21 protein-coding genes are annotated in these 22,251 nt (G+C 40.5%); 8 read left to right on the top strand and 13 right to left on the bottom strand.

Annotated elements, in window-relative coordinates; all coding sequences use genetic code 11:
* The first annotated feature begins 201 nt into the window (after positions 1-201).
* Positions 202-996 (top strand): murein L,D-transpeptidase catalytic domain family protein, encoded by a 795-nt coding sequence (locus tag BLR60_RS00570; protein ID WP_090496120.1) that lies wholly within the window; start codon positions 202-204, stop codon positions 994-996.
* On the opposite strand, the gene BLR60_RS00565 is transcribed toward BLR60_RS00570, so the two are convergent.
* The 3 genes from BLR60_RS00565 to BLR60_RS00555 form a co-directional block, all read right to left on the bottom strand.
* Positions 993-2,528 carry a L,D-transpeptidase family protein gene (locus tag BLR60_RS00565; RefSeq protein WP_090496651.1) on the bottom strand — a complete coding sequence of 512 codons (1,536 nt, stop codon included), beginning with the start codon at positions 2,526-2,528 and terminating at the stop codon, positions 993-995. The genes BLR60_RS00570 and BLR60_RS00565 overlap by 4 nt on opposite strands.
* 151 nt (positions 2,529-2,679) lie before the next feature.
* Positions 2,680-3,228, bottom strand: a complete 549-nt coding sequence (locus tag BLR60_RS00560) for a TerD family protein (RefSeq protein WP_090496119.1) — start codon at positions 3,226-3,228, stop codon at positions 2,680-2,682.
* A gap of 313 nt (positions 3,229-3,541) precedes the next feature.
* On the bottom strand, positions 3,542-4,459 hold the full coding sequence (locus BLR60_RS00555) for an SDR family oxidoreductase (protein ID WP_090496649.1): 918 nt from the start codon (positions 4,457-4,459) through the stop codon (positions 3,542-3,544).
* A 132-nt stretch (positions 4,460-4,591) separates the two neighbouring features.
* Here BLR60_RS00555 and BLR60_RS00550 point away from each other — a divergent pair, with 132 nt between their 5' ends.
* Genes BLR60_RS00550 through BLR60_RS00540 form a run of 3 tightly spaced genes read left to right on the top strand, consistent with a single transcriptional unit; the run spans position 4,592 to position 6,450 of the window.
* On the top strand, positions 4,592-5,011 hold the full coding sequence (locus BLR60_RS00550) for a winged helix-turn-helix transcriptional regulator (protein WP_090496118.1): 420 nt from the start codon (positions 4,592-4,594) through the stop codon (positions 5,009-5,011).
* Positions 5,012-5,053: 42 nt separating this feature from the next.
* Complete coding sequence (locus tag BLR60_RS00545; protein WP_167354650.1) at positions 5,054-5,971, top strand: AraC family transcriptional regulator; 918 nt, start codon at positions 5,054-5,056, stop codon at positions 5,969-5,971.
* Entirely contained in the window at positions 5,968-6,450 is a 483-nt protein-coding gene (locus BLR60_RS00540) for a VOC family protein (RefSeq protein WP_208600544.1), read from the top strand. Before BLR60_RS00545 ends, BLR60_RS00540 begins: the two co-directional genes overlap by 4 nt.
* 16 nt (positions 6,451-6,466) lie before the next feature.
* Here the strand turns inward: BLR60_RS00540 and BLR60_RS00535 are convergent, their stop codons facing one another.
* The 4 genes from BLR60_RS00535 to BLR60_RS00520 all read right to left on the bottom strand — a co-directional run bounded on the left by BLR60_RS00535 (position 6,467) and on the right by BLR60_RS00520 (position 12,237).
* Positions 6,467-7,948, bottom strand: a complete 1,482-nt coding sequence (locus tag BLR60_RS00535; RefSeq protein ID WP_244155550.1) for a TolC family protein — start codon at positions 7,946-7,948, stop codon at positions 6,467-6,469.
* Positions 7,949-9,214 (bottom strand): HlyD family secretion protein, encoded by a 1,266-nt coding sequence (locus tag BLR60_RS00530; protein ID WP_244155549.1) that lies wholly within the window; start codon positions 9,212-9,214, stop codon positions 7,949-7,951. It lies immediately after the preceding gene.
* An 86-nt stretch (positions 9,215-9,300) separates the two neighbouring features.
* Positions 9,301-10,305: an ABC transporter transmembrane domain-containing protein gene (locus BLR60_RS00525; protein ID WP_090496115.1), complete on the bottom strand. Its 1,005-nt coding sequence runs from the start codon at positions 10,303-10,305 to the stop codon at positions 9,301-9,303.
* A 258-nt stretch (positions 10,306-10,563) separates the two neighbouring features.
* On the bottom strand, positions 10,564-12,237 hold the full coding sequence (locus BLR60_RS00520) for an alpha/beta fold hydrolase (RefSeq protein WP_090496114.1): 1,674 nt from the start codon (positions 12,235-12,237) through the stop codon (positions 10,564-10,566).
* A 133-nt stretch (positions 12,238-12,370) separates the two neighbouring features.
* Between BLR60_RS00520 and BLR60_RS00515 the strand changes: the two genes are divergently transcribed.
* Positions 12,371-13,228: a helix-turn-helix domain-containing protein gene (locus tag BLR60_RS00515; RefSeq protein WP_090496113.1), complete on the top strand. Its 858-nt coding sequence runs from the start codon at positions 12,371-12,373 to the stop codon at positions 13,226-13,228.
* A gap of 72 nt (positions 13,229-13,300) precedes the next feature.
* On the top strand, positions 13,301-14,491 hold the full coding sequence (locus BLR60_RS00510; protein WP_090496112.1) for an FAD-dependent oxidoreductase: 1,191 nt from the start codon (positions 13,301-13,303) through the stop codon (positions 14,489-14,491).
* Between the two features lie 199 nt (positions 14,492-14,690).
* On the opposite strand, the gene BLR60_RS00505 is transcribed toward BLR60_RS00510, so the two are convergent.
* The 6 genes from BLR60_RS00505 to BLR60_RS00485 all read right to left on the bottom strand — a co-directional run bounded on the left by BLR60_RS00505 (position 14,691) and on the right by BLR60_RS00485 (position 19,100).
* On the bottom strand, positions 14,691-15,407 hold the full coding sequence (locus tag BLR60_RS00505; RefSeq protein ID WP_208600543.1) for a type 1 glutamine amidotransferase domain-containing protein: 717 nt from the start codon (positions 15,405-15,407) through the stop codon (positions 14,691-14,693).
* 6 nt (positions 15,408-15,413) lie between these two features.
* Positions 15,414-15,557: a hypothetical protein gene (locus BLR60_RS24745; RefSeq protein ID WP_167354649.1), complete on the bottom strand. Its 144-nt coding sequence runs from the start codon at positions 15,555-15,557 to the stop codon at positions 15,414-15,416.
* Positions 15,558-15,907: 350 nt separating this feature from the next.
* Positions 15,908-16,561, bottom strand: a complete 654-nt coding sequence (locus BLR60_RS00500) for a hypothetical protein (protein WP_090496111.1) — start codon at positions 16,559-16,561, stop codon at positions 15,908-15,910.
* 65 nt (positions 16,562-16,626) lie between these two features.
* Entirely contained in the window at positions 16,627-17,214 is a 588-nt protein-coding gene (locus BLR60_RS00495) for a Crp/Fnr family transcriptional regulator (protein ID WP_090496110.1), read from the bottom strand.
* Positions 17,215-17,349: 135 nt separating this feature from the next.
* Positions 17,350-18,270: a helix-turn-helix domain-containing protein gene (locus BLR60_RS00490; RefSeq protein ID WP_090496109.1), complete on the bottom strand. Its 921-nt coding sequence runs from the start codon at positions 18,268-18,270 to the stop codon at positions 17,350-17,352.
* Positions 18,271-18,326: 56 nt separating this feature from the next.
* Positions 18,327-19,100, bottom strand: a complete 774-nt coding sequence (locus tag BLR60_RS00485) for an SDR family NAD(P)-dependent oxidoreductase (RefSeq protein WP_208600542.1) — start codon at positions 19,098-19,100, stop codon at positions 18,327-18,329.
* Between the two features lie 239 nt (positions 19,101-19,339).
* Here BLR60_RS00485 and BLR60_RS00480 point away from each other — a divergent pair, with 239 nt between their 5' ends.
* Both BLR60_RS00480 and BLR60_RS00475 read left to right on the top strand, forming a co-directional pair.
* On the top strand, positions 19,340-20,752 hold the full coding sequence (locus tag BLR60_RS00480) for a serine hydrolase domain-containing protein (protein ID WP_090496108.1): 1,413 nt from the start codon (positions 19,340-19,342) through the stop codon (positions 20,750-20,752).
* A gap of 106 nt (positions 20,753-20,858) precedes the next feature.
* Entirely contained in the window at positions 20,859-22,166 is a 1,308-nt protein-coding gene (locus tag BLR60_RS00475; protein WP_090496107.1) for a DUF2268 domain-containing putative Zn-dependent protease, read from the top strand.
* Positions 22,167-22,251 lie beyond the last annotated feature (85 nt).

Below are 22,251 nucleotides of genomic sequence, written 5' to 3'. Positions count from 1 at the left end.
AATTAACCAAATATCCGGACGATATACTATAAATAACAAATACGGTACGGCAGCATAATCCGGATAGTTATCATCATCATGTAATTGTCAGCATTTAATTGATATTGGCAAATCACTTACAAATGTCGTATATTTGTTACACAATCAAATCCAAATAGCCTATTGCAGAAAGCCCTACTTAAACATTTCAACTAGTTATCTATGAGAAAATACATCTTGGGCATCTTCGTTATCATTTTATCCTTCAGTTTTTTCCTAATGGCCATGAGCGATAAAAAAATCGCACATCCGAGAACTGTTACAGGTATTTCAACTGCGATAAAACCGAGTTATGCTACTTACGCAAGGTCACTTTATAATCAGGTTCATTTAAAAGATTCTGGCCTGACTTATCCGGTATTTGAAAAAGCATTAACAGGATTTTATAACTTAAAAGAAGCTGGCAGACTATCGCAACACGCACTGTTGAGCATTGCAGACTTTGATCAGAAAAGTTCCAAAAAAAGGCTTTATGTGTTAGACCTGGCTAAAAAGAAAATTATTTTAAATACCTGGGTGGCTCATGGCCAGCGCAGCGGTGATGATGAAACGGTCACTTTCTCCAACAAAAACGACTCTTACAGCAGTAGTATCGGCTTTTATGTTACCGGAGAAGAATACGTGGGCGCACATGGCAGGTCGCTTCGTTTAGATGGTATGGATGCCGGCTATAACGATAATGCCAGAATGCGTTCTATCGTTATTCACGGTGCACCTTATGTAAGCAAGGGTACTATTGAGGCTTTAGGCCGTTTGGGTCGAAGTCAAGGCTGTCCTGCGGTAAGTCCTGAATTATCCAATCAATTAATCAGCGCAATGGGAGAAGGGAGTGTACTTTTTATCAATAAAAGTGCCGAGAAATATGCATCCCGTTACCTGGATGAGGAACATGCCGCATTGGCGGTGTTGCCAGCCCTGAACAACAGTGCTGATCAGGGCCAGATCCACATGGATTAAGCTTTATTTAAATGGGTATAAAGCACCGCATCCTGACCGTAAATATCATTGGCAAACATTAGCTTACCACTTGTTGAATCTTTCCAACAGGTGAAATAACTCAGGTATACGGCCACCTTTTTTGGAAGCGCGATATCTTCGGCTTTTGGATCTTTGCTTTGCATACCCTCTTTTATTTTATTAAATTTATCACCAGGGCCAAAAAGCACTCTGGCAAGTTCCAACGGATTTTCTACCCTTACGCAGCCATGGCTTACTGCCCTTACCGCGAGGTTAAAGGCCGCTTTGGCCGGTGTATCGTGTAAGTAAACGCTGCTTTGGTTATTAAACAGAAACTTGATTTTGCCTAGCGAATTGTCTGCCCCGGGCTGCTGTTTAAAAGTGTAGGTTTTTCCTGCATCAGGTGCCGACCAGTCAATGGTCTCTGTATCTTCGACCTTTTTTCCTTTATAATATACATCAATGTTCTTGTTGCTTAAATAATAACGGTCTTGTGCAGCATATTTGGCAATTTCATTGCTAGCTATACTTTCAGGGATATTCCAAACCGGATTAACCTGTACACTGTGGATCATACTTTTCAATTGAGGGGTTTCGCGGTTAAATGCACGGTCTTTTTTCAGGTCGTTTTCATCATACTCCGTCAATGAGGTTGCCTGCCCTTTGTTACGTCCTTCTCCTACGCACACCTTCATGCTTAAAACCGGTTTTTGTTTTTCGATTACCTGAAGTTCAAAAGCTGGAATATTTACCCATACATATTTATCTTCCTGCTCAGCAGTATGCCATCTCAGGCGTTCCATGTTTACTTCAATGATGCGTCTGGTTTCTTCAGCAGTATGCCCGGGAGCTGTAATGTTTTGACTCAGGGCAGTTTGTAACATTTTATACGCTTCAGCGCTGGGCTGAATACTATCTAAAAAGGTGGTTATATTGCTGGTTTGATAAGGCTTTTTAAATGAAATGGAATCGGGTCTGAGTACCTTGGTATAAAACTGTGCAAATATTTTTCTGGGACTCACCATTCCGTATTGCATCGCCGCAGCATAATCGGTAATAGCGCCGCTGGCTACCAGTTCGAGATCAATAACAGCATCGTAAGCTTTATCAAGTGTATTTACCTCCGTTTTTGAATAGATTTTATCCACTGCAGCATTGAATTTTGCTGCCTGGAAGTTTTCGGCAGAAAGGCCATGTTCTTTTGCCGCACTAATCTTTTTTGCAGCCTTCATCAGGCCGCTATTAGGAAGGAATTTAGAAATTAAAACCGGCTGGTAATCTGCCTGCTTATAAATTTCCTGCGTAAATTTTGGATTGGACATCGATTTACCTCTTTTGCTCAACGCAGCTTTAAACTTATCGCTTAATACATCAGCATCAAGGTCTTTATATAGTTTATTGCCGGTAATTTTGGTTAGTTCAGCACCCGTTTTAGATTTAGGCTTATTACAGGCCTCAAACAGGATCAATAAGGGTAAAAGCATTAACAGGCCTCTCAAAAAATTAGGTAAAGTTTTTTTGTTCATGCTCATATAATTTGTTTTTAGCCAAATTGTTTTCATTATTCAGCTAATTAACTTTAAATCAATCATTTATTTTTTTTAACCCTAAAAGGCGGAATTAGCCAAAGTTTTGCATTAACCTAGTGGATCCTGCTTACCCGCCTGGTACCGTTTCCATCAGTTATTGGTACCTATTGATATAATCCTGAAGACCGCCTTTCATCCCCACGCCAACGGCCTCAAACCTCCACTCGCCGTTACGACGGTAAATCCGTCCAAATTCAACTGCGGTTTCGATTGAGAAATCCTCTTCCAGTTCGTACTTTAATACTTCTATACCATCCTTGTCTACAATCCGCACAAATGAATTACGGACCTGGCCAAAATTCTGTCTGCGGAGTTCAGCCTCATGGATTGTGACCACTATACATAGTTCACTCACTAAAGGATCAACAATGGACAAATCCACGTTTATGGCCTCATCATCCCCATCACCTTCACCAGTCAGGTTATCACCGGTATGCACCAAAGCACCGTCAGGCGATGTAAGGTTGTTGTAGAATATAAAATGATCATCGCTGATGAGCTTTTTGTTTTCGCCCAGCATAAATACCGATGCATCAAGATCAAAATCGTTACCTCCGAAGTTATTAGTGTCCCAGCCCAATCCAATGGTAAATTTCGGAGCCTTTAAATTTTCTCTTTGCCCTTTTTGGAGATTAATTGCCATATAATTTAGTTTCTGTATTTAATCTAAAAATATAAAAGATTATGAAGAAAACATTTTTAAGTTATCAATTAATATTATTTATCTAACAGATTTTGAATGGCAAATATCACATCAAGGGTAAGGTTTTCTTTACGGATAACCGTAAAGGGGAATAAATTGATTGGCAAAACCGTCAATTATCTGGATGTCATGATGTTAAGGTTTAACCACAGATGCACATAGTTAAACACGAATTTTATATCTGTGTGCATCCTGTTTATCTGTGGTTAATTAGTTTACCATTTGCCAATGGCTTAACTTAATGACCGTGCATTTATTGTAACCCCAGCGTGTAATAATCCATAGTTGATTCGAAGTACGCCTTCAATGTTTTTGTTTTCCTACCTAACAAGCGCTCCAAATCGCCTGATTGATATTCGAATTCACCTGCCTCCATTGCGGTTATCCAGCTTGTTAAAAATTCGGCCACATGGAACGGAACTCCTTTTGCCACTATCCCATCTATATATGCCGCTGTTGTAATAGTAGTAAAAGGAACAGGCTGACCTTTTATTTCGGAAAGGATTTTTGCAATGTTGGAAAATGAAACAGCCTCGCTGCCGCCTAATGAATAGGTTTTCTTTTCGTGTCCTGATGTAGATAGTATTACGGCATGGGCCTCAGCCAGTTCATCTCTGGTAGCAGGTGCTATTTTTCCTTCACTGGCAGGTACTTTTATTCCGTTTTCGTAGGGATTAGGATCAAAGTAAAGCGGTAAAGCATCTGTAAACGGCGGGTGATATACAATCGTATAGTCAAGGCCTGATGATTTAAGTACCTGTTCGGTAAACAGATCTGACTCCGTAACCTCAGGCAGGATACGCCCAGAACCTTCCTTACGCATTACAGCCATATACACCACATGCTTAACACCCGACTGGCGTGCAGCAGTAATTGCATTAAAATGTTGGGTAAAACGGTCTGTGAAAGCCACCGTGCTGGTGAGCATCACTTTATCAACACCTTCAAACGCGCTTAATAGCGAATTATAATCAAAATAATCACCAAAACGGACTTCTACGCCTTGATTAGCCAGATCTGCTATTTGTTCTTTTTTGCGGGAAAGCCCGATAACCTGGCTTGCCGGAATTCCTTTTTTTAATAATTGCTCAACCGTAGCTTTTCCCATCGAACCAGTAACCCCGGTTACCAATATTTTTTCATCCCGTTGTGTTGTTGAATAGTCTTTCATCTTTTCTTTTATTAATTTTAAAATAATTAAATTTGCTTTCAAATTGCAAGTCAAAAATAACGTTTAAACTTTCAAATTGCACGTGCAAAAATAAATATTTACTTTCAAAATGCAAGCAATATTATTAAAAATATGAAAACAAATGAAAAGCGTTCTGATTGCCCCATCAGTTCGTCGCTGGATATTTTCGGAGACAAGTGGTCGCTATTGATCGTGCGCGACCTTATGCTTCATAAAACCCGTACTTATGGTGATTTTACAAAAGCGAAAGAAAAAATTGCGACGAATATATTGGCCAACAGGCTACAGGTACTGGAAGAACAAGGAATAATCATCAAGTTACCTTATCCTGATAACAAAGTAAAAGGGCTTTATAAACTGAGTAAAAAAGGTGTTGATTTAATACCAGCTGTGATCGAAATAGCCCTTTGGGGTAGCAGTCACCTATCCGATACTGATGAATCTTCCCCATTTATCGAAGAAGTAAAAAAGAACAAAGTAAAATTTCTGAAAAAAATAATGGATAAACTAATGGCAGACGATGTGGCCTGATGGAAATCAAATCTATCAAGTATATCCTTAAATATGAATTGCATGAATAGATCGACCGATATTTACCAGCGAAGGATTAATCGGGTAATCGACTACCTTAACCAAAACCTGGACAGATCTATTCCTCTGGAAGAGCTGGCGTCTGTTGCATACTTTTCGGCATTCCATTTCCACCGCATATTTACCGCCGTAATGGGCGAGACCGTTCATGCCTTTACCAGTAGGATGCGGATCGAAAAAGCTGCACGACTTCTTAAATTTTCTAAAAAACCCATCGCCGAAATCGCAGCAGCATGCGGTTTCTCCTCCGCAGCAGCATTATCACGCCAATTTAAACAATACTTTGCCAACTCACCGGGCCTTTACCGTAAAGGCGGCAAAATAAAAAATAGCAAGATCTGCAAAGAATTACAGCCGGTAAATGAATATCATTGTGACCTGAAACAGGAAGAACTGGAACAGCTTTTTCCTGTACAGATAAAACAAATGAAGGAAAGGAAGATTGCATACATCCGGGTAACTGATGCGTTTAAGCAGGGCGTGGTAATTTCAGCGTTTTCAAAACTGATCAATTGGTCAAAGGAAGTGGGTATTTATGAAACGGAGACTATTTTTGGTATGTCTAAAGATGATCCAGAGGTAACCCCAAAAAAGAAGTATACTTACGAGGCCTGTATAACCCTGCCTGGAGATTTTAAGTTAAACCCGGACAGCCCGGTCCAAGCGACAGTTCTGCCGGCATGTAAATATGCCTTTACCAGCGTGCGCGGTGATATCAAACTGGTTGGAGCAGGCATCAATTTCCTTTTCGACAACTGGCTGATCAATAGTGATTATGAATGCGAAGCGCAACCCGGATTAGAGATATTTTTAGATAAGGAAAATGTATGCAACTGGAACCATTTCGATCTGGTGATTGGCATACCCGTTAAAGCAGTCATAAATTATAAAGCAAAATGACAATTAAAGTAAAGAAAACAGGATTAATCCTCCTCACACTAGCAGCATCCTTTCTTTCAGGCTTTACTGCCAGTACGATGATTAGCAGCAATAAGCAAAAAATGAAAAGAGTAACCGGTATAGGGGGCATATTTTTTAAATGCAAAAACCCTAAAGCAATTAACCAGTGGTATAAAACACATCTGGGATTCGATACCACGCCGTATGGAACCAGTTTCGAATGGCGCGATCTAACAGACAGTACAAAAAAAGGCCTTACGCAATGGAACCCTTTCCCTGAAGACACCAAATACTTCGAACCTTCAGCGAAGGATTTCATGATCAATTACAGGGTTGAAAACCTGGAAAAGCTGGTTGAAGTACTCAAAAAAGAAAATGTGACCATTATTGATCAGATCGAAACATTTGATTACGGAAAATTTGTCCATATTTTAGATCCGGAAGGCAACAAAATTCAACTTTGGGAACCAAAAGATTAAGATGATATTATAGCTATTAGCGTTCTAAACGTTTTCCTGCCTGATAATAAATCTCGGCAATCGCCTTTTGCAAGTTAGCGAGCAGCTCAGCCCGCTTAACCTGCATTTCAATGAGTTTAGTTTCCCTCGCGTTGATCAAAAAAAGATTGCTTTCGCCAAGCTCAAATTTTTGTTGCTCACCGCTAACCAGTGTACGTTGGCTGGCTACATTTCTGGTTTGCAGTTCAAGCTGCCCCTGATAACCTTTGTATTGGTTAAATGCAGACAAAACAGCAGTTTGGATTTCCCTACCGGTTTGCTGCAGACCGTATTCCATATCGGCCTGTTTTATTTTTACCTCACGGAGCTTACCACGTTCCTCTCTCAAAAACAAAGGGATTGAAAAATCGATACCTACCTTATAATTGGCTAACCGAAAATCGTAGCTATCTGCTACATACGAAAAATCTCTACGACCGGCTAAAAAGGCGCCCTTTACACTTAGTTTTGGCTTTAACATTTCCCGTCTATACTTTTCCTCAACGCCGAGTTGGGCCTGCTTGCTCCTGATTTTTAATAGCGTCGGGTGATCCTGTGTGGCATGGCTTACCAATGAATCGAGCTGAAGACTGTTCACTACGCCCCTAGTATCTGCTACATTTTCGGGTACAGCAAGCGAAGGAAGTTCCTGCGGCACACCATCGGTCGACCATAAATTATTGGAAAGTAGCAGCCTTGCATTGTTTAATTTAACATTAGATTCCTGCAGCTGAACCCTGCGGTCTTGAAGCGTAATGGATGCCTCTACAGAATCTATCGGTGGCTTATCGCCAATCAGTACCTGCTCTTTTAAAGCACGGAACCTTTTTTCAGCCAGATCAACGCCTTCAGCAGTAAAACGTTGCTGTTCGAAAGCGTAATACCAGCTCCAATAGTCTTTGAGTGCATAAAGCCATACCGCATTAATCTGCGAAATTTTATCTGCTTCCGCATAGTCTACCATAATCTTTGCCTGACGCAGCGTACTTCTGCGTGAGTCTATCAACAGCCCCTGCCCCAGCGGAATGCTTAGACCTATACCCGTTAGCCCGGTATTATTGGTTCTGGTTTCCGGATTATTATAAGTACCTACATTACGGTCATAACCAACATTTAAATCGGCGCCTGCCAACCAAAGCGGAACTTTTAGCTGACTGTTCCAATGATTATAATATTCCGTGCCACCAAAAATTTTCCTGCCAAAGGAGGCTACCACTTCTGGATCGAAATTTCCCAGCGATTGCAGTACTTTGGCTTGTGAGGCCTTAGGTAGCAGGGCAGCTTGTTTAACAACCGGATGTCCTGTAAGTACAATTTCCTGCAAATCGCGGATTGAAAATACCTGGGCGCCAGCATCTGCTTTTTGCTGGGCAGATACAGTGAAAACCATAACAGACAGGAACATTATAAAAACATTGCGCTTAAATGATGCCACCAGCCATCCTGGCCCTGAAGCACGCGTTGCGTAGTAAGTTTTCATTTATTTGTTATTGATATTTTCAGCTGCTGGGGCCTTGTCTAAACTTGGTGGAAAACCATTGAGCTGTCGCCAGATTTCATACCATACCGGAACCGAGCGTAAAATAACCCTACCGTACACCCCAGAACCCTGACGTAATTGAATCGGCCATGGTTCATCGCTTTTAGGTACCCGATCAAGCTGCCGAACCAAAATCCGGTATTTGCCACTTGTACTTACCCTGTCAATAACAGCTACCTTACCTCCAAAAGTACCTACCGCAACCGATGGCCAACCAGAAAACTGAACCGATGGCCAGCCTTCAAACTGAAGCCGGACATTACTACTGTCTAAAATCAATGGAACATCCATCGCATCCACGTAAATTTCAGCAGCAACTTGTGGAGATAATGGCTGAAGTGTTGCCACAGACTCTCCCTCTTTAATATTCTCGCCGATACCTGCTTTATATGTTTTTACAATATAACCATCCTGTGGCGCACGCACTACATAAAGCCCCCTTCTGATATCGATATTTCTCATTTCATTGCGCAATTTTGCGATCTCTTCTCTTACAGACGCTTTACTGGAAATCGCTGAGCTAAGGTCGGACTGGGCTGAGGCTAAAGACTGTGCGTACTTCACCCTAATGTTGTCAAGTTCGATAACGGCATTGGCTAGTGATTGCTTTGCACTATTGAGTTTGTTCTCCTGGGCAACTTCTTTGGCTTTGTCTTCGGCAAGCTTCAATCTTCTTGATTCGATATCAGTCAAGGAAAAAAGGCCGTTTTTATAGCCTACTTCATAGCGTTCAAGCCTCACTTTACTGGTTTGGTAAATATTTTTTACGGCCACCAGTTCAGCACTATCAATAGTTACCGTATTTTTTGCCTGCTTAACGTAGTTGCGGGCGGCATCAAGCTGTACTTTTAAGCCATTGTTCAGGGCATTAATTTTGGCATCGTTTGCTGAAATTTTCTGTTCGGCAGCCTGTTCGCTCCCCCTTTTAGCATTGAGCTGCTCATCCAAACGTTCAGGCAGTTCGGGATTGAAGTATGAATGACTGGTTTCAGAAAGTACCAGAATGGTATCGCCTTTCTTCACCTGTTGTCCTTCTTTTACCGCCCAATACTCAATACGTCCGCCAATTTGGTTTTGTATGGTCTGCGGCCTGTCTTCAGGGCGCAGGGCTGTAACAGTTCCACGACCTGATATGGTTTGTCTCCAGGGAAGTAACAACATGATCACAAAAAGCACAGCTACACCAATCATTATCCTTCCAAGCAACCTCGGTCCCGTTAACAGAAATCAGTTGCCCTTTAGATAACACGGCATATTCATTCACCTTGCTCACCACCAGTTTTTTTGTCTGACTAATCATGCTGTTGCCCTCCTTCCTCTAGTTCCATATCGGTTACCACGGCGAGTTTCTCACTGCCTGTTACCATATCAAAAACTGTATTTAAACTGGTCATCAACTTTTCAACGGCATAAGAAATCTGTACAATAATTACCTCTGCTGCAACAAATTGCCCAAATGTCATCTCTCTTTGAACGACAAAATATGAGCCCAGGAGCAAAAGTGCCCCCATTAGGGTAGTTCTTAAAACTACTGCACTAGCGAACATTCTTTTCAAAATGCTAAAGTGATCGTTTCTGGCTTCCACATATTTGGAGGTAATTTCATCTGTCATCTTTACTATTTTATCCATTTCATGCTTTTCGCCACGGTAAGCATCCAAATTGTCAGCAACATTTTCCAGGTAAGCTGCAACCTCGTATTTATACTCCGATTCCTCAATACTGGTTTCTACTCCCCTACGGTAATAAATGGCAATAATTACAACAATACAGGCAATGGTGAAGATTCCAAAACCAATAAATATCGGGTGATAAAATGAGAGCAATATCGCACTAAAAAATATCAGTACTCCTGATGCTACAATATCTATCAACAGTTTAGTAAGACCTTTTTGGATGGTAAGCACATCAAAAAACCTATTCACCAGTTCCCTGGGATCCTCGTCCTCAAATTCCTTTTTTTTGATCCTGGGCAAACGGTAGGCAAATCCAATTGCTGCTTTGATAAAAATCTTCTGTTCTAAATACTCTACCAAGGTAAGTTGTCCCATTAGTAGTATCCCGCCAACCACGATTCCGATTAAAATAGCAGCTATTAAAATATAGGTTGAACTGTACATAGAGCCATTGGCGAGCAGATTAAAAACCGCCGAAGTACCTAGTGGAAGAGATAAGCCGATTATCCCGATAAACCCGGCATATAAAAAGATGTAATTAATTGTAGAGCGCTCTACATGAAGCATTTCTACAAGCCGTTGCCAGGGCGTGGGACGTAGGTTTGTATGGTGTTTTTTCATAAATTGTACACCTAACACCTATCCAATAAATTATGTTTTTGGAAAAATTCATTTTTCCGACTTTATTCCTCCTGATTTTGTCTATAAAACAAGCTTCATTCACCCCAAAGTTCTACCGTTTTCTGTTATGGTTAAAAACAATACCTATTGTGTAAGATTTTAAAAGGTTTTAGTAATTCACAACACTTCGCCTATCTGTAAATTTAACACACTACAGAAACAAATATACCTGCCAGAAATTATGGCAAATCGATGACGTTATTTGTTCTGTTCTGATAAAGGAATCAGAAAATTAAGAATAAGTTTATTTAAGTAATCTGGTCGTTCAAATGGCACATAATGTGTCGCATGCGGTATGATTTCCAACTGAGATTTACCAATACTGGCTGCAATGAGCTTAGTATGTTCAGCTTTAATCACATCATTGCTTCCGGCAACAACCAACACAGGATTCCTGATTTGACGCAATTGCACAGGAGAAATATTCGGCTGCTCCAACATCAGTTTAATTAATCTGGGATTTTGAGCCGGGCTTTTTGCCAGCAATTGATTTTTGAAAGACGCCATCAGACTATCGGAAACACCCGATGGATCAAGGTTGGCTCCTATTGTTACGATTTTGTTAACCATATCCGGATGTGCCAGATTAAAACTCAATGCGGTATTACCTCCGTCACTCCAGCCCATGATATTCACTTTTTTCAAATTCAATGCTGTAAGCACCTGATAAAGATCATTAGCAAATTTATCATAAGTATAAGGCTCAATAGATAAATCTGTACTTCCTCCCTGGCTTCTTGTATCCATAGCAATTACCCTGAAATGTTGCTCAAAAAAAGTTATCTGACGGTAAAAATCAGCTATACTACCATTATTTCCATGCAAAAGTATCAAAGGCTCTCCCTTTCCATACTGTTCGGTGTAAATTCTAGCCTCATCAACATCAACATAACTCCCCTTTTTATTCCTGCCATATCCACTTCTAGCACCTGCCTGTTTATATTGATAATAGTTTGCCAGCAGCTTAACATCAGGACTATTTTCAACTAATAAATCTTTCTGTACTATCGTTTTATTTCCATCTTTGTTGTACTTGATATCAAGATTAGCAATGAATGTTCCTGAACTGGCTTCCCAATTTCCCTGGTTTTGATATCGAAAAAGCAGGTCTTTAGCCAAAGTTTTTTTCGCTGACACGCCAAAAATAAAATTTTCACTACTATCCGCTACATAATCGACAAGTTGTAGGGTAACAGCAATTCGGTCCAGGCCATCAAAATTTAAATGATAAGGTGCAAGATCTATCTTTTGCCAGCCTATAGAAGTAGTTCGGTAGGTAATGAGTTTCCTTAAAAGATTGCTGTCTGGTATATTATTCTTTACCGTGTATACATTAAGCTTTAAAGTAATAGAAGCGTATTTTGAGCTAGGTATAATATAAAAGTGGTAGGCTTTAAGTAGAGTACGATGGTATATTTCAAATATATTTCCTTGTTCTATACTTGGAACATTTTTATCGAACATTCTGGAAAAAGTGATCATAGGTCTGGATCGCTGCCCCACCGTTTGCTCCTTCATTTTGGTGCCTTTTATAACCACTTCAGCCATATCAAATACCTTTTCGTTAAGGGTGATTACCATTCCAGTTTTAAATTCCTGAGGACTAATTTGTCGGTCGCTGAAACCAATGGCGCTGAAGATTACAAAACTTTCGGCTAAACTGTCGGGAATAACCAGTTTAAACACTCCATCTTGGCCGGCCACCGTACCCACTTTACTATTTTTAATACCTATTGAGCAATGCGGAACTGGTTGCTGATTGGAATCTTTAACCACCCCGGTAAAAATATACTGGGCGTTTGCATTTATCAAGATAAACAGGGCTACTAATGTGAAAGATAGCCTTTTTACAAAAAATATTGTTCTGTCCATATTTAATGAGATGATAAACGAACCGGATTGGTTGCATCCATACACCTAAAATAATATACCTTTCTCCCTGGATTCAGCAATATCTGCATTGTTGTTGATCCGAGTTTTCTGATATCTTTGTTAAATTCTAGCTATGGCAAAAAAGGTACAAGATATCCCGGTTAACATTTTACCTAAAGGTACTAGCCGGGGCATCATGATGTTAAGAAAGTACTTTGACGGATACCCTGATAATGAACAGGTCCGGCGGTCACATCGTGATCATGGTTATACTTTCATTTTACAGGAAACAGGAATTACACATATTGAGATAGACTTTCAAACCTATAGTATTCAGGCACCTGCAATCATATACCTTCATCCAAACCAGGTTCACCGGATTATCGCATTTGAAAAAGCCGAACTCAGTACCTGGATTATTGAGGAGGAACACCTTCATCCAGAGTACTTAAAAATGCTGAACAACCTTGTTCCGGTAAGCGCTCTGGTACTGAGCAATGAAACCCTCTCCATTTTATCACAGATGGTTGCTGTATCTTATACCCTTCTCACAGAATTGGAAGCTAACTTATATCACAACACATTAAAAGAGAGCATTAATACTTTAGCAGCATTCATCACCTCACTTTATCAGGCCCAATCTCATCTCCCTGAAAATCACAATAGGTTTAATATTGTAGCCAGAGCATTCGGAAAGGAACTGGAGCTTAGGTACAAAACCGTGAAGCGTCCGGCATTATATGCAGATTTCCTGAACCTGTCGGTTTCTTATCTTAACGAATGTGTAAAGATTGCTACCGGGCAATCAATTTCCAACAATATACACCAACGTATTATTTTAGAAGCCAAAAGGCTTCTTTACCATTCAGACAAATCTGTAAAGGAAATTGCAAATGAACTCGGTTATGATGATTATTCTTATTTCATACGGCTGTTTGTAAAAGTCACCGGATCAAAACCCTTGCACTTTAGACGTAAAAACCGCGAATAATCCTATACTTACACGGTATAGACATTCTTTTTAAACATTAGATGCCGTTCCTTTGTGCAAATAAAATAGCATATGGAAACTTCTAAAAAGATAAATTTAATATATGGACGCCAAATCGCAATTGTTGGAGGCGGCCCCGGAGGACTTGCCCTGGCGCGGTTATTACAGCTCGGAGGTGCAGATGTAAAAGTATACGAAAGGGATATCAATCAAAAAGCACGTGTACAAGGCGCTATTGTGGATCTGCATTACCATTCGGGACTGAAAGTACTTGAAGCAGCGGGACTAATGGATGCTTTTAAGATCAGGTATATGCAGGGGGCAGATAGCTTTAGGGTAGTAGATGAGCGTGCAAATATCTTATTGGATGATTTTATTCCAAGTGGCAGATATACCTTCGGCGACGAGCATTTCCGTCCCGAAATCGACCGGGGTGCGCTCAGGGATATCCTGATTGATTCGTTACTGCCAGGTACGGTAGTCTGGGATAGTCAGCTCATTAACCTGACTTTCAGTAATGGCCAATGGGAAATGCAATTTAAAAATGGCACTTCTGCCAGCTCAGATCTGGTTATTGGCTGCGAAGGCTATCGCTCCCGCATCCGGGAATACTTAACAGATATCAAGTCAGTTTACACTGGTGCAGCCATCATTCAGGGAGAGATCGATGATCCCAAAACAGCTTGCCCGGAGATATACGAAATATTTAACGGTGGAAGCCTTATGGCAATGGGACAGGAAAAAATGCTTACTGTACAGCCCCGGGGTGACGGTGGCCTAACCTTTTATGCAGCCTCTATGTATCCTGAAAATTGGGAAAAGACCAGCGGTATAAATTTCAATAATCCCGAGGAGGTGTATGCATATCTTATTCACTTCTATAATGGCTGGCACCCCGCATTTCACAAACTTTTTAAAGCCTGTTCACATTTTACCTACCGGCCGCTTAACTACCATCCGTTAAAACTACGCTGGCAAACCAGATCCAACATCATCATTTTAGGCGATGCTGCTCATCTGATGCCGCCAAATGGCGAAGGAGTAAACCTGGCCATGATGGATGCGCTTGACCTAAGCAACTGCCTGACCAGTGGGGCTTATCAAAATATCGAGGCTGCGCTAGCCGCTTATGAAGAGATGATGTTTGCAAGAACTTACCCTATCAGCGAAGAAACCGTAGAGGGGATTAAGGATTTTGCTTCACCGAACAATGAGTCGATCCAAAAGTTAATACAGCTTTTCGGAGGTGATGAAAAGATTTAAAACGATAGATAGAAAAATCCCAAAAGGATGCTGTTGACGCCATTACTGAGGAATTAATGCTTTCTTTTTATTCCTTTTAAAATTAGGATTGTCACACCACCATTACAAGATCGCGGTGTAAGTAACTTAAGCAAAATCATTAAAATATGGCCCCATCCTTATTAACGGATAGGGCCACATTTTGATGCAAAACTTAATTTTAGGCTATTTCAGGTGATCGTCTGGCCTCTGCTGTCTCATCTAAAAAATTGATAAGCGCCTTTGCCGTCGGGCCAGCCGATAGTGGATTTTGACCGGTAATGAGCAAGCCATCCTTTTCAACGTGCGATAAAAATGGTACAAGTGCCGTTTTTACATCAGCGCCAAATTCTTCCAGTTTGGTTTGAAGCAGATAGGGTACGTTACCACTCCGCCCCACCAAAGTCTCTTCAGTATTGCTGAAAGCGGAGATGATTTTCCCGTTTAAAAACCCCGGGCGTTGCCTTTCCGCACTAATTAATGCGGCTGGTCCGTGACATACCGCAGCAACCGGTTTTCCGGCATCCAGAAAATCTAAGATCAAGATCCCACTGTTATTGTCTTGGGCAAGATCCCAAATTGGACCATGTCCCCCGGGATAAAACACCGCATCGTAGTCATCAGACCTGATCTGATTTAAAACCTGGGTTTGTGAAAAAGCCGTTTTTGCCACCTCATCATCATTATACTTACGGTTAGATCCAGTTACATGTTCTGTTAATTCACTCATAGGATCAACAGGTGGCCTCCCCCCTTTCGGGCTGGCTAAAGTTATCTGATAACCTGCATCTATAAATTCATAGTATGGATCTGTAAATTCACCTAACCAAACACCTGTTTTTCCATCGGTATTGTCCATCGCGCTATGAGATGTTAATACCATTAATATTTTTTTCATAAGGCCTTATTTAATATCATCAGGTTCTAGTTCATTCCCTTCCTCATCTATGCGTTGGTGTTCATTCCAGTTTGAATCCTGGTCGGTATTATCCTGCTGCTCCACATTTTCGCTTTGCGATTCCGCTTCCTTTTCTTTTGGGTCTATCATAACAATGATTTTAGTTTAAATAATAACACGGCCTGGCGTAAAATAGTTCAGTAAAGTTGAATAATATGCTTAAATTTTCGATTGTCTAACTACTGCTTGTTGAAGAAACCGGGATTATCGGAAATATTGCACAGCGTTATTCAAAGTACCGTAAACAAGGAATGCTAAACGATGTTTACTCTGAAGGCCGCGGACCTAAGTTTTTTCATTTTATGAAAGATGATGGAAAATTGCTCATGTTATCTGGGAAGATGAAGGTTAAATTTGAAAAGAAGCCGTAAATATGGCTAATTACCCTAACCAGTTCCACCTACTTCTAAAGTTAATCTAATTAATCTGCTGATTTGAACTCATTTGCTTCTCCTGATTAGTAAACGATAAATAGCCAGGCATCCCGGAATCATGGGAAGAACCGCAGTCCACATGCCCGGAAAATAATATTGCCCAGTGGTTTTAACATAAAAATTGGGCATCTGTGGTATTCTGGTCCCTTTAATTGAGGCTGTTAGCGAATGTGGATCATGCGGAAGTAGCTCGGGAGCGATTAACGGAAAAATAAAATGGGTAAACTCTGCCACACCCGGGCCAATAAAGATAAACCAGGCCACAAATCCAGCTATCGGCACTTTATAATACAACCCAAGCGAAGTAAGGGTATAAATAACCGGACCGATCAGGGCAAACACCATCAAAAAATTTTTTTCACTCCATGGAATACCAAACAGCCTGCTCATTGCCGGTGCAAAACCCATCAGGTATTCTTCAACGATATGAATCTGCAGACCAGCAACGGTAAGGATAAAAAGCGGAAGGATAATATGAGGTTCTACAGGCTTTTTTAAATAGGTAAAATACCAGCAGAACAAACCAACCAATGCAGAGCCACCTACTATAATAACAGGCGGAAGCCCAATAGAAAGGTATCCCATAATGGGTGCTACAACTGTAAAAGTACAGGCCGCTACCAAGCTTACTTTTTGGGATGATGATAATGGGTTTTTCATAACAGATTTATTTTAACCCGAAAGTACAAACCCTGCATAACCCGACATTTATCAAATGATAAAAACTACTTCATGGCCCTAATCCTACTTAAAGATACCTGTGTAATACCAAGATAGGAAGCCAAATCTGCCAGACTGATGCGTTGCATAAGCGGCCCAAAATCTCTTAAGAATTTATGGTAGGCAATCTGGGCTTTTTCTTCCAGGTTGCTGCCAATCCTGTCCATCATATTTACTGCGGCTAACGAAAGCAGTTTCCGGTAAAAGGTTTCCATAGCGTGATACCGCTGGCAAAGCATGTTTAGATCATCATAATGGAGACAGGTGATTGTGGTATCTTCAAGCGCCAGAACAGCGTATGTAGATGGCTGTTGAAGCACAAAACTGTCGAGAACAGTAAACATGTTACCTTCAGCAAAAAAACGCATAATGAATTCCCGTGTATCGGTATAAAAGAAAGTTTTAACCAGACCACTATCTACAAAATAGAGCCGTTTACATACCGTTCCACTTTCCAGGATCAGTTCTCCTTTACGATATCTTTTTTGATAAAGTTTGGATCGCAAAATAACGTTTACTTCGTTTTCAAAAGGTGAAAGAGAAGAAACAAAACTTAAAAAGTCAGTTGCATTTGAAAATTGATTGCTAATCATGACAGCAAGTTACAAAAGGACAGCCTTAATACAGCCCTCTTTTTTATGAATAAGTTTACGCTGTGCACGGCCTTTAACGATAGCTTTGACGTGATCTGATCGCCAGTGAACTATAGCTTTCTATTAAGCGCATTATCAATCATAAGCAATCCGAAATTCCATAGGCGAAAGACCCGTCCGAACCCTGAACATCTTGCTGAAAGACTGCGGATGTTCGAACCCCAATTCATAAGCGATCTCTGCCACCGTCAGGTCAGTGCCGGTTAGTCTTTCCTTTGCTTTTTCGATAAGTTTGCTGCGGATATATTGCTGGGCGTTCTGGCCGATCAAAGTGCGTAACATATCACTTAAATAACCAGAAGAGATATTAAGCTGCTCAGAGAGGTAATGTACTGTTGGAAGGCCCTGACGCAGTGCTTCCTGATTGTTGAGATAGTTATCAAGAATGCTTTCGGTTCTTTGAAGAATATCATTATTGGCGGTTTTCCTGGTAATAAACTGCCGTTTGTAAAATCTATTGACATAGCTCAGCAACAGCTCGAGTTGGGCAATTACGACCTCCTGGCTGAACTCATCTACTCGGCTATTGAGTTCCTGCTCCATGATTTGATAAACCGATAGAATAATCTCTCTTTCAGCAACTGACAGATGCAGTGCTTCATTAGATGCATAAGAAAAATAGCTGTACTGTTTTATTTTCCGGGCGATGGGATGCCCGAGCAGGAAATCAGGATGGATGAGCAAAATGTAACAATAGGTTTCGCTGTTATAATCAGTGCTTCCGATCAACTGGTTAGGAGCCATAAACAGCATGCTACCTTCATCAAAGTCGTAATAATTCCGGCCATATTTTAATCTACCCCTATTCCTGGTAATGAAAGTAATCTTATAAAAGCTTAACACGTCATAGATTGGCGCCATCGCCGTATTGAACGGATTGTTCTGGTTGAAATGGACAAGACTGATCAGCGGATGCTGCGGCGCAGGCAACCCGAAGGCCTGATGACTTTCCGATATCGATATAAAACGGATCAACTTATCTTCCTTGCCTTTCATGTTATAAATGTATAAAAAACCTATGATTGGTAATCATAGGTTTTAAATGTTAAAAATTACCAGGGGATAATGTTGTTTTCGCCACTGAAATCGGCTGGACCAGTAAAACTTCCATTCGGAAGATTTTCGGTCAGGGCCACCCGAATGGGCTCCTTAGAACCCTCTTCCACAGTGTCTGTTCCCTGAAAATTATTAAGTGCTGTAGCGGTAAAGCCCGGACTTACCAAGTGAACCTTGATATTGGTATGCTCCAGATCGATCGCGAGTGACAGGAAGATTCCGTTAAGCGCTGTTTTTGAAGCACCGTACACGGCGTCGAAATTTAAACGGTACTGGTTTTCCGGATTGGCGTTGATCGAGAGCGACCCCAGCGCACTGGAAACGGTTACAATTCTAGCACTTGAGGCTCTTTGCAATAAGGGCAAACAAGCCTGTGTTAATGCCAGTGTTCCAAAAACATTCGTTTCCCAAACTGTCTTCAGCTCCTCAATCGGTACAATGCTGGCACGCTGGGAACCCAACACATCCTCCATGGTGCGGCCTGGCTTACCGGCATGAGAAACCGCTGCATTATTGACCAAAAGGGTCATGTATCCAGTTTCATCTTCAATAGTTTTAACCGCTGTTCTGATTGATTCGTTGTTAGTAATATCCAGTTGGATCGCGATGGCCGATTCACCCAATTGTTCAACTGCCGCTTTTCCTTTTTGTAGGTCGCGGGAACCGGCATATACGGTATATCCATTCGCTACGAGGGCTTTGGCAATCTGAAAGCCCACACCAGTATTGGCACCCGATACCAGTGCAACTTTATTTTCATTGATCTGCATAATCTTTAATTTAAGTTTGATACAACAAAGATGAAGATCAGATTAACCATCAATGTAACTCAATCAAGGCTATTTGAAGCCGAATCGAAGATCATATAAATTTTAGATTTTATATAGCCATAAGTTAAAGCCTATGATGATATTCGATTGAAATAATTAATAATACTACAATAAAAATTGCCGGTGATATGCAACGCGCTTATCAATTTGGTGTCTAATTCTTAAATATCTTAATATTTATGAAAAAAACTGGAATTATCGCTCTGCTATTGCTTACCTACACCAACATTTTTGCACAAAAGGCCTTCCGTGCCAAGCTAGATAGCGTGTTTACTGTGATGTACAATCAAAAACAGTTTAACGGATCTGTACTGGTGGCTGAAAAAGGCAAAGTATTGCTGGCAAAAGGTTATGGTTTCCGTGATACTTTATCCAGGCACAAAACGAATAAGAACACCATCTACGAGATGGGTTCGTGTTCAAAGCAATTTACAGCCGCGGCTATTGTGCTGCTACAACGGCAGGGCTTGCTGCAATATGATGATGCGATCGATAAATACATCCCTGAACTGCAGCGATGGCACCATGTTAAAATATTTGATCTGCTTAGGCATACAAGCGGCCTTCCTGAATATATAGGAGATATGGCCAAAAGTTGGGATCATCAGAAAATTGCCACCAATCAAGATCTGATCGCATTTTATGCAGGTCGCAAAGATACCTTAAGTTTTCACCCTGGCAGCGTACACCGTTATAATAATACCAATTATGCACTTCTGGCCAGTATAATCGAACGCATTTCTGGTAAAACTTATGCAGATTATTTAAGGGATAACATTTTTATCCCGTTAAAAATGAAATCTACCTTTGTTTACAATAGAAGACTAAATCCTAAAAGGATAAAGAATTATGCCACCGGTTATGTTTGGAAGCGCCAATCGTTTGATAAAATAACATCCGAAAATCCAAATTACGGAGACAGTATTGTGTATTATCTGGATGGCATTGTAGGAAATGCAAAGGTAAACTCGACCGTCGTCGATCTGTATAAATGGGATAATGCATTAAAAGCAAATACATTTTTCACTCCCAGTGAATTTGAAATGATGACGGAGGTGACCAAAACTTCAAAAGGAAAAAACATCCCTTACGGTTTCGGGCTTGAACTTTCCGGAGGAAAAAACAACCTTTCTTACGGCCATACAGGCAGCTGGGATGGTTACGCTTCTTTTATTTACCATACCGTAAATAAAGACCGAACTATCATTACGCTCCAGAATTTTAAAATGGGTGCTTATCCTTTCAAGACGATTAACCAGATTCTAGACAATCGTAAAATTGAGATCGAATACCCTAAAAAAATCACTTTGCCTGATGATCAGATTGCACAGTACGCAGGTACTTATATAAGCAAAGATGATGGAGAAGAACAGCTGATTACCTACCTCGATGGCCACCTGGTTCATAACACCAACAGGATTAAATGGGACTTGCGTTTTTTCCCCATCGCTGAAAACGAATTTCGGGGCATCAGGCAAGGTGGCGCAGATGGGGTAATTAGATTTATCCAATTGCCTAATCAAGAGGTAAAACTAGAAATGCTGGAGTATGGAAAAGTGATAGGAACCGCTTTCAGGAAAAAGAAAAATTAAAACACGCAGTTAATTCTACCGTATATCTACTATTTCGGTAAAACAATATAAACCTGTTTATAATTTCTTATATTATTCCCAATTTACACATTTTAAAACAGCTAGCTTGAAACCTTCTGCCATACTAATCCTTCTGTTCCTATTTTTATTAAAAGCAAATGCTCAAAATACGAATCAGCATATCATCACGTCGGATATTAAAAACTTTTGGACAGCTTACGATAAAATTAAAGAGACCAACGATAGCACTTTACAGCTAGGCTACATTAACGATCTGTTTATTAAACGTGGTACGGATGGCCTAAAGTCGATCATGAAAGCAAGAGGATACACCCCCAAATCATATCTGGATGCAATCCATCATTATCCACTTTTTTGGGGTTCAATAAGGGCCAATACCCTGCGAGCTGACGAGTTTGCAGATAGCATTGAGATAGAAGTAGGTAAATTAGCAAAGATTTACAACAAGCTTAAACCTGCTCATATTTATTTTACCGTTGGCGCCTTACGTACCAATGGAACCACATTGGATGGAAACGTGCTGATAGGCAGTGAACTTGCGCTGGCTGATGCACATACTGTTTCTTCTGAATTTCCGAATGCACTATCGCATCTGAAAACATTTTTTAGCAGCAACCCGATCAGCGGTACCGTATTCTTAAATGTGCACGAATATGTGCATACCCAGCAGAAAAGCAGTATTGGCTATAACCTCCTCTCGCAATGCGTTATTGAAGGCGCAGCTGAATTTGTAGCAGTTACGGTTACAGGGAAACCATCGCCCACACCAGCTATTGAGTTTGGAACAAAGCATTTTGAAAAGATAAGAAGCGTATTTGCCAGACAAATGTTTCTGGAAGATAGTGGATTCTGGTTGTACAGTAATGCCGATAATGAATTTAAGATGCGCGATCTGGGTTATTATGTAGGGTATGAAATTTGTAGAAAATATTATCAAAATGCCAAAGATAAAAATTTGGCTATCAGCGAAATGATTACGCTAGACTATAATAACCTATCAGCTTTATCTCAATTTATTGATCGCTCTGGTTATTTTGAAAAACCCGTATCAAAATTAAACCGGGCGTACGAAAAAGATAGGCCAATGGTTGTGGGGATTAAAGAATTTAAAAACGGAACCAAAAAGGCTGACCCTAAATTATCGAGGATCACAATTAATTTTTCTGCTAAAATGGATAAAAGGTATCGGAATTTTGAGCTTGGACCATTGGGAGAAACACATTTATTGAGGATAAAAGAATTTAAAGGCTTTTCGGATGACGGATATTCTGCATCATTTGATGTAGCGCTGAAACCCAATAATCAATATCAGCTGTTGATAGGAAGCGGGTTCCGCAATGAAAATGGAATACCGCTTAAACCTTATCTGATTGACTTTACCACTGCAGAATAGTATAAAACTACTTTTTTATATTATGCCCGGCTTGATGCATTCCAAAATAGCTTTGGATGTAAAGCATTTGTCACCTATAGCGCAG

The sequence above is a fragment of the Pedobacter terrae genome, from assembly GCF_900100705.1.
Lineage (GTDB): Bacteria > Bacteroidota > Bacteroidia > Sphingobacteriales > Sphingobacteriaceae > Pedobacter > Pedobacter terrae.
Note: the sequence above shows the minus strand (reverse complement) of the source record. Positions and strands in the feature narration are given on the sequence as shown.

What these genes read in the sequence shown, in the direction of transcription:
- BLR60_RS00515 (WP_090496113.1), top strand. Translation starts at nt 12,371, where the DNA reads ATGGCAAAAAAGGTACAAGATATCCCGGTTAACATTTTACCTAAAGGT.
- BLR60_RS00490 (WP_090496109.1), bottom strand. Translation starts at nt 18,270, where the DNA reads ATGAAAGGCAAGGAAGATAAGTTGATCCGTTTTATATCGATATCGGAA.
- BLR60_RS00525 (WP_090496115.1), bottom strand. Translation starts at nt 10,305, where the DNA reads ATGAAAAAACACCATACAAACCTACGTCCCACGCCCTGGCAACGGCTT.
- BLR60_RS00565 (WP_090496651.1), bottom strand. Translation starts at nt 2,528, where the DNA reads ATGAGCATGAACAAAAAAACTTTACCTAATTTTTTGAGAGGCCTGTTA.
- BLR60_RS24745 (WP_167354649.1), bottom strand. Translation starts at nt 15,557, where the DNA reads ATGATAGACCCAAAAGAAAAGGAAGCGGAATCGCAAAGCGAAAATGTG.
- BLR60_RS00500 (WP_090496111.1), bottom strand. Translation starts at nt 16,561, where the DNA reads ATGAAAAACCCATTATCATCATCCCAAAAAGTAAGCTTGGTAGCGGCC.
- BLR60_RS00540 (WP_208600544.1), top strand. Translation starts at nt 5,968, where the DNA reads ATGACAATTAAAGTAAAGAAAACAGGATTAATCCTCCTCACACTAGCA.
- BLR60_RS00560 (WP_090496119.1), bottom strand. Translation starts at nt 3,228, where the DNA reads ATGGCAATTAATCTCCAAAAAGGGCAAAGAGAAAATTTAAAGGCTCCG.
- BLR60_RS00520 (WP_090496114.1), bottom strand. Translation starts at nt 12,237, where the DNA reads ATGGACAGAACAATATTTTTTGTAAAAAGGCTATCTTTCACATTAGTA.
- BLR60_RS00545 (WP_167354650.1), top strand. Translation starts at nt 5,054, where the DNA reads ATGAATAGATCGACCGATATTTACCAGCGAAGGATTAATCGGGTAATC.
- BLR60_RS00505 (WP_208600543.1), bottom strand. Translation starts at nt 15,407, where the DNA reads ATGAAAAAAATATTAATGGTATTAACATCTCATAGCGCGATGGACAAT.
- BLR60_RS00570 (WP_090496120.1), top strand. Translation starts at nt 202, where the DNA reads ATGAGAAAATACATCTTGGGCATCTTCGTTATCATTTTATCCTTCAGT.
- BLR60_RS00510 (WP_090496112.1), top strand. Translation starts at nt 13,301, where the DNA reads ATGGAAACTTCTAAAAAGATAAATTTAATATATGGACGCCAAATCGCA.
- BLR60_RS00485 (WP_208600542.1), bottom strand. Translation starts at nt 19,100, where the DNA reads ATGCAGATCAATGAAAATAAAGTTGCACTGGTATCGGGTGCCAATACT.
- BLR60_RS00555 (WP_090496649.1), bottom strand. Translation starts at nt 4,459, where the DNA reads ATGAAAGACTATTCAACAACACAACGGGATGAAAAAATATTGGTAACC.
- BLR60_RS00495 (WP_090496110.1), bottom strand. Translation starts at nt 17,214, where the DNA reads ATGATTAGCAATCAATTTTCAAATGCAACTGACTTTTTAAGTTTTGTT.
- BLR60_RS00480 (WP_090496108.1), top strand. Translation starts at nt 19,340, where the DNA reads ATGAAAAAAACTGGAATTATCGCTCTGCTATTGCTTACCTACACCAAC.
- BLR60_RS00535 (WP_244155550.1), bottom strand. Translation starts at nt 7,948, where the DNA reads ATGAAAACTTACTACGCAACGCGTGCTTCAGGGCCAGGATGGCTGGTG.
- BLR60_RS00550 (WP_090496118.1), top strand. Translation starts at nt 4,592, where the DNA reads ATGAAAACAAATGAAAAGCGTTCTGATTGCCCCATCAGTTCGTCGCTG.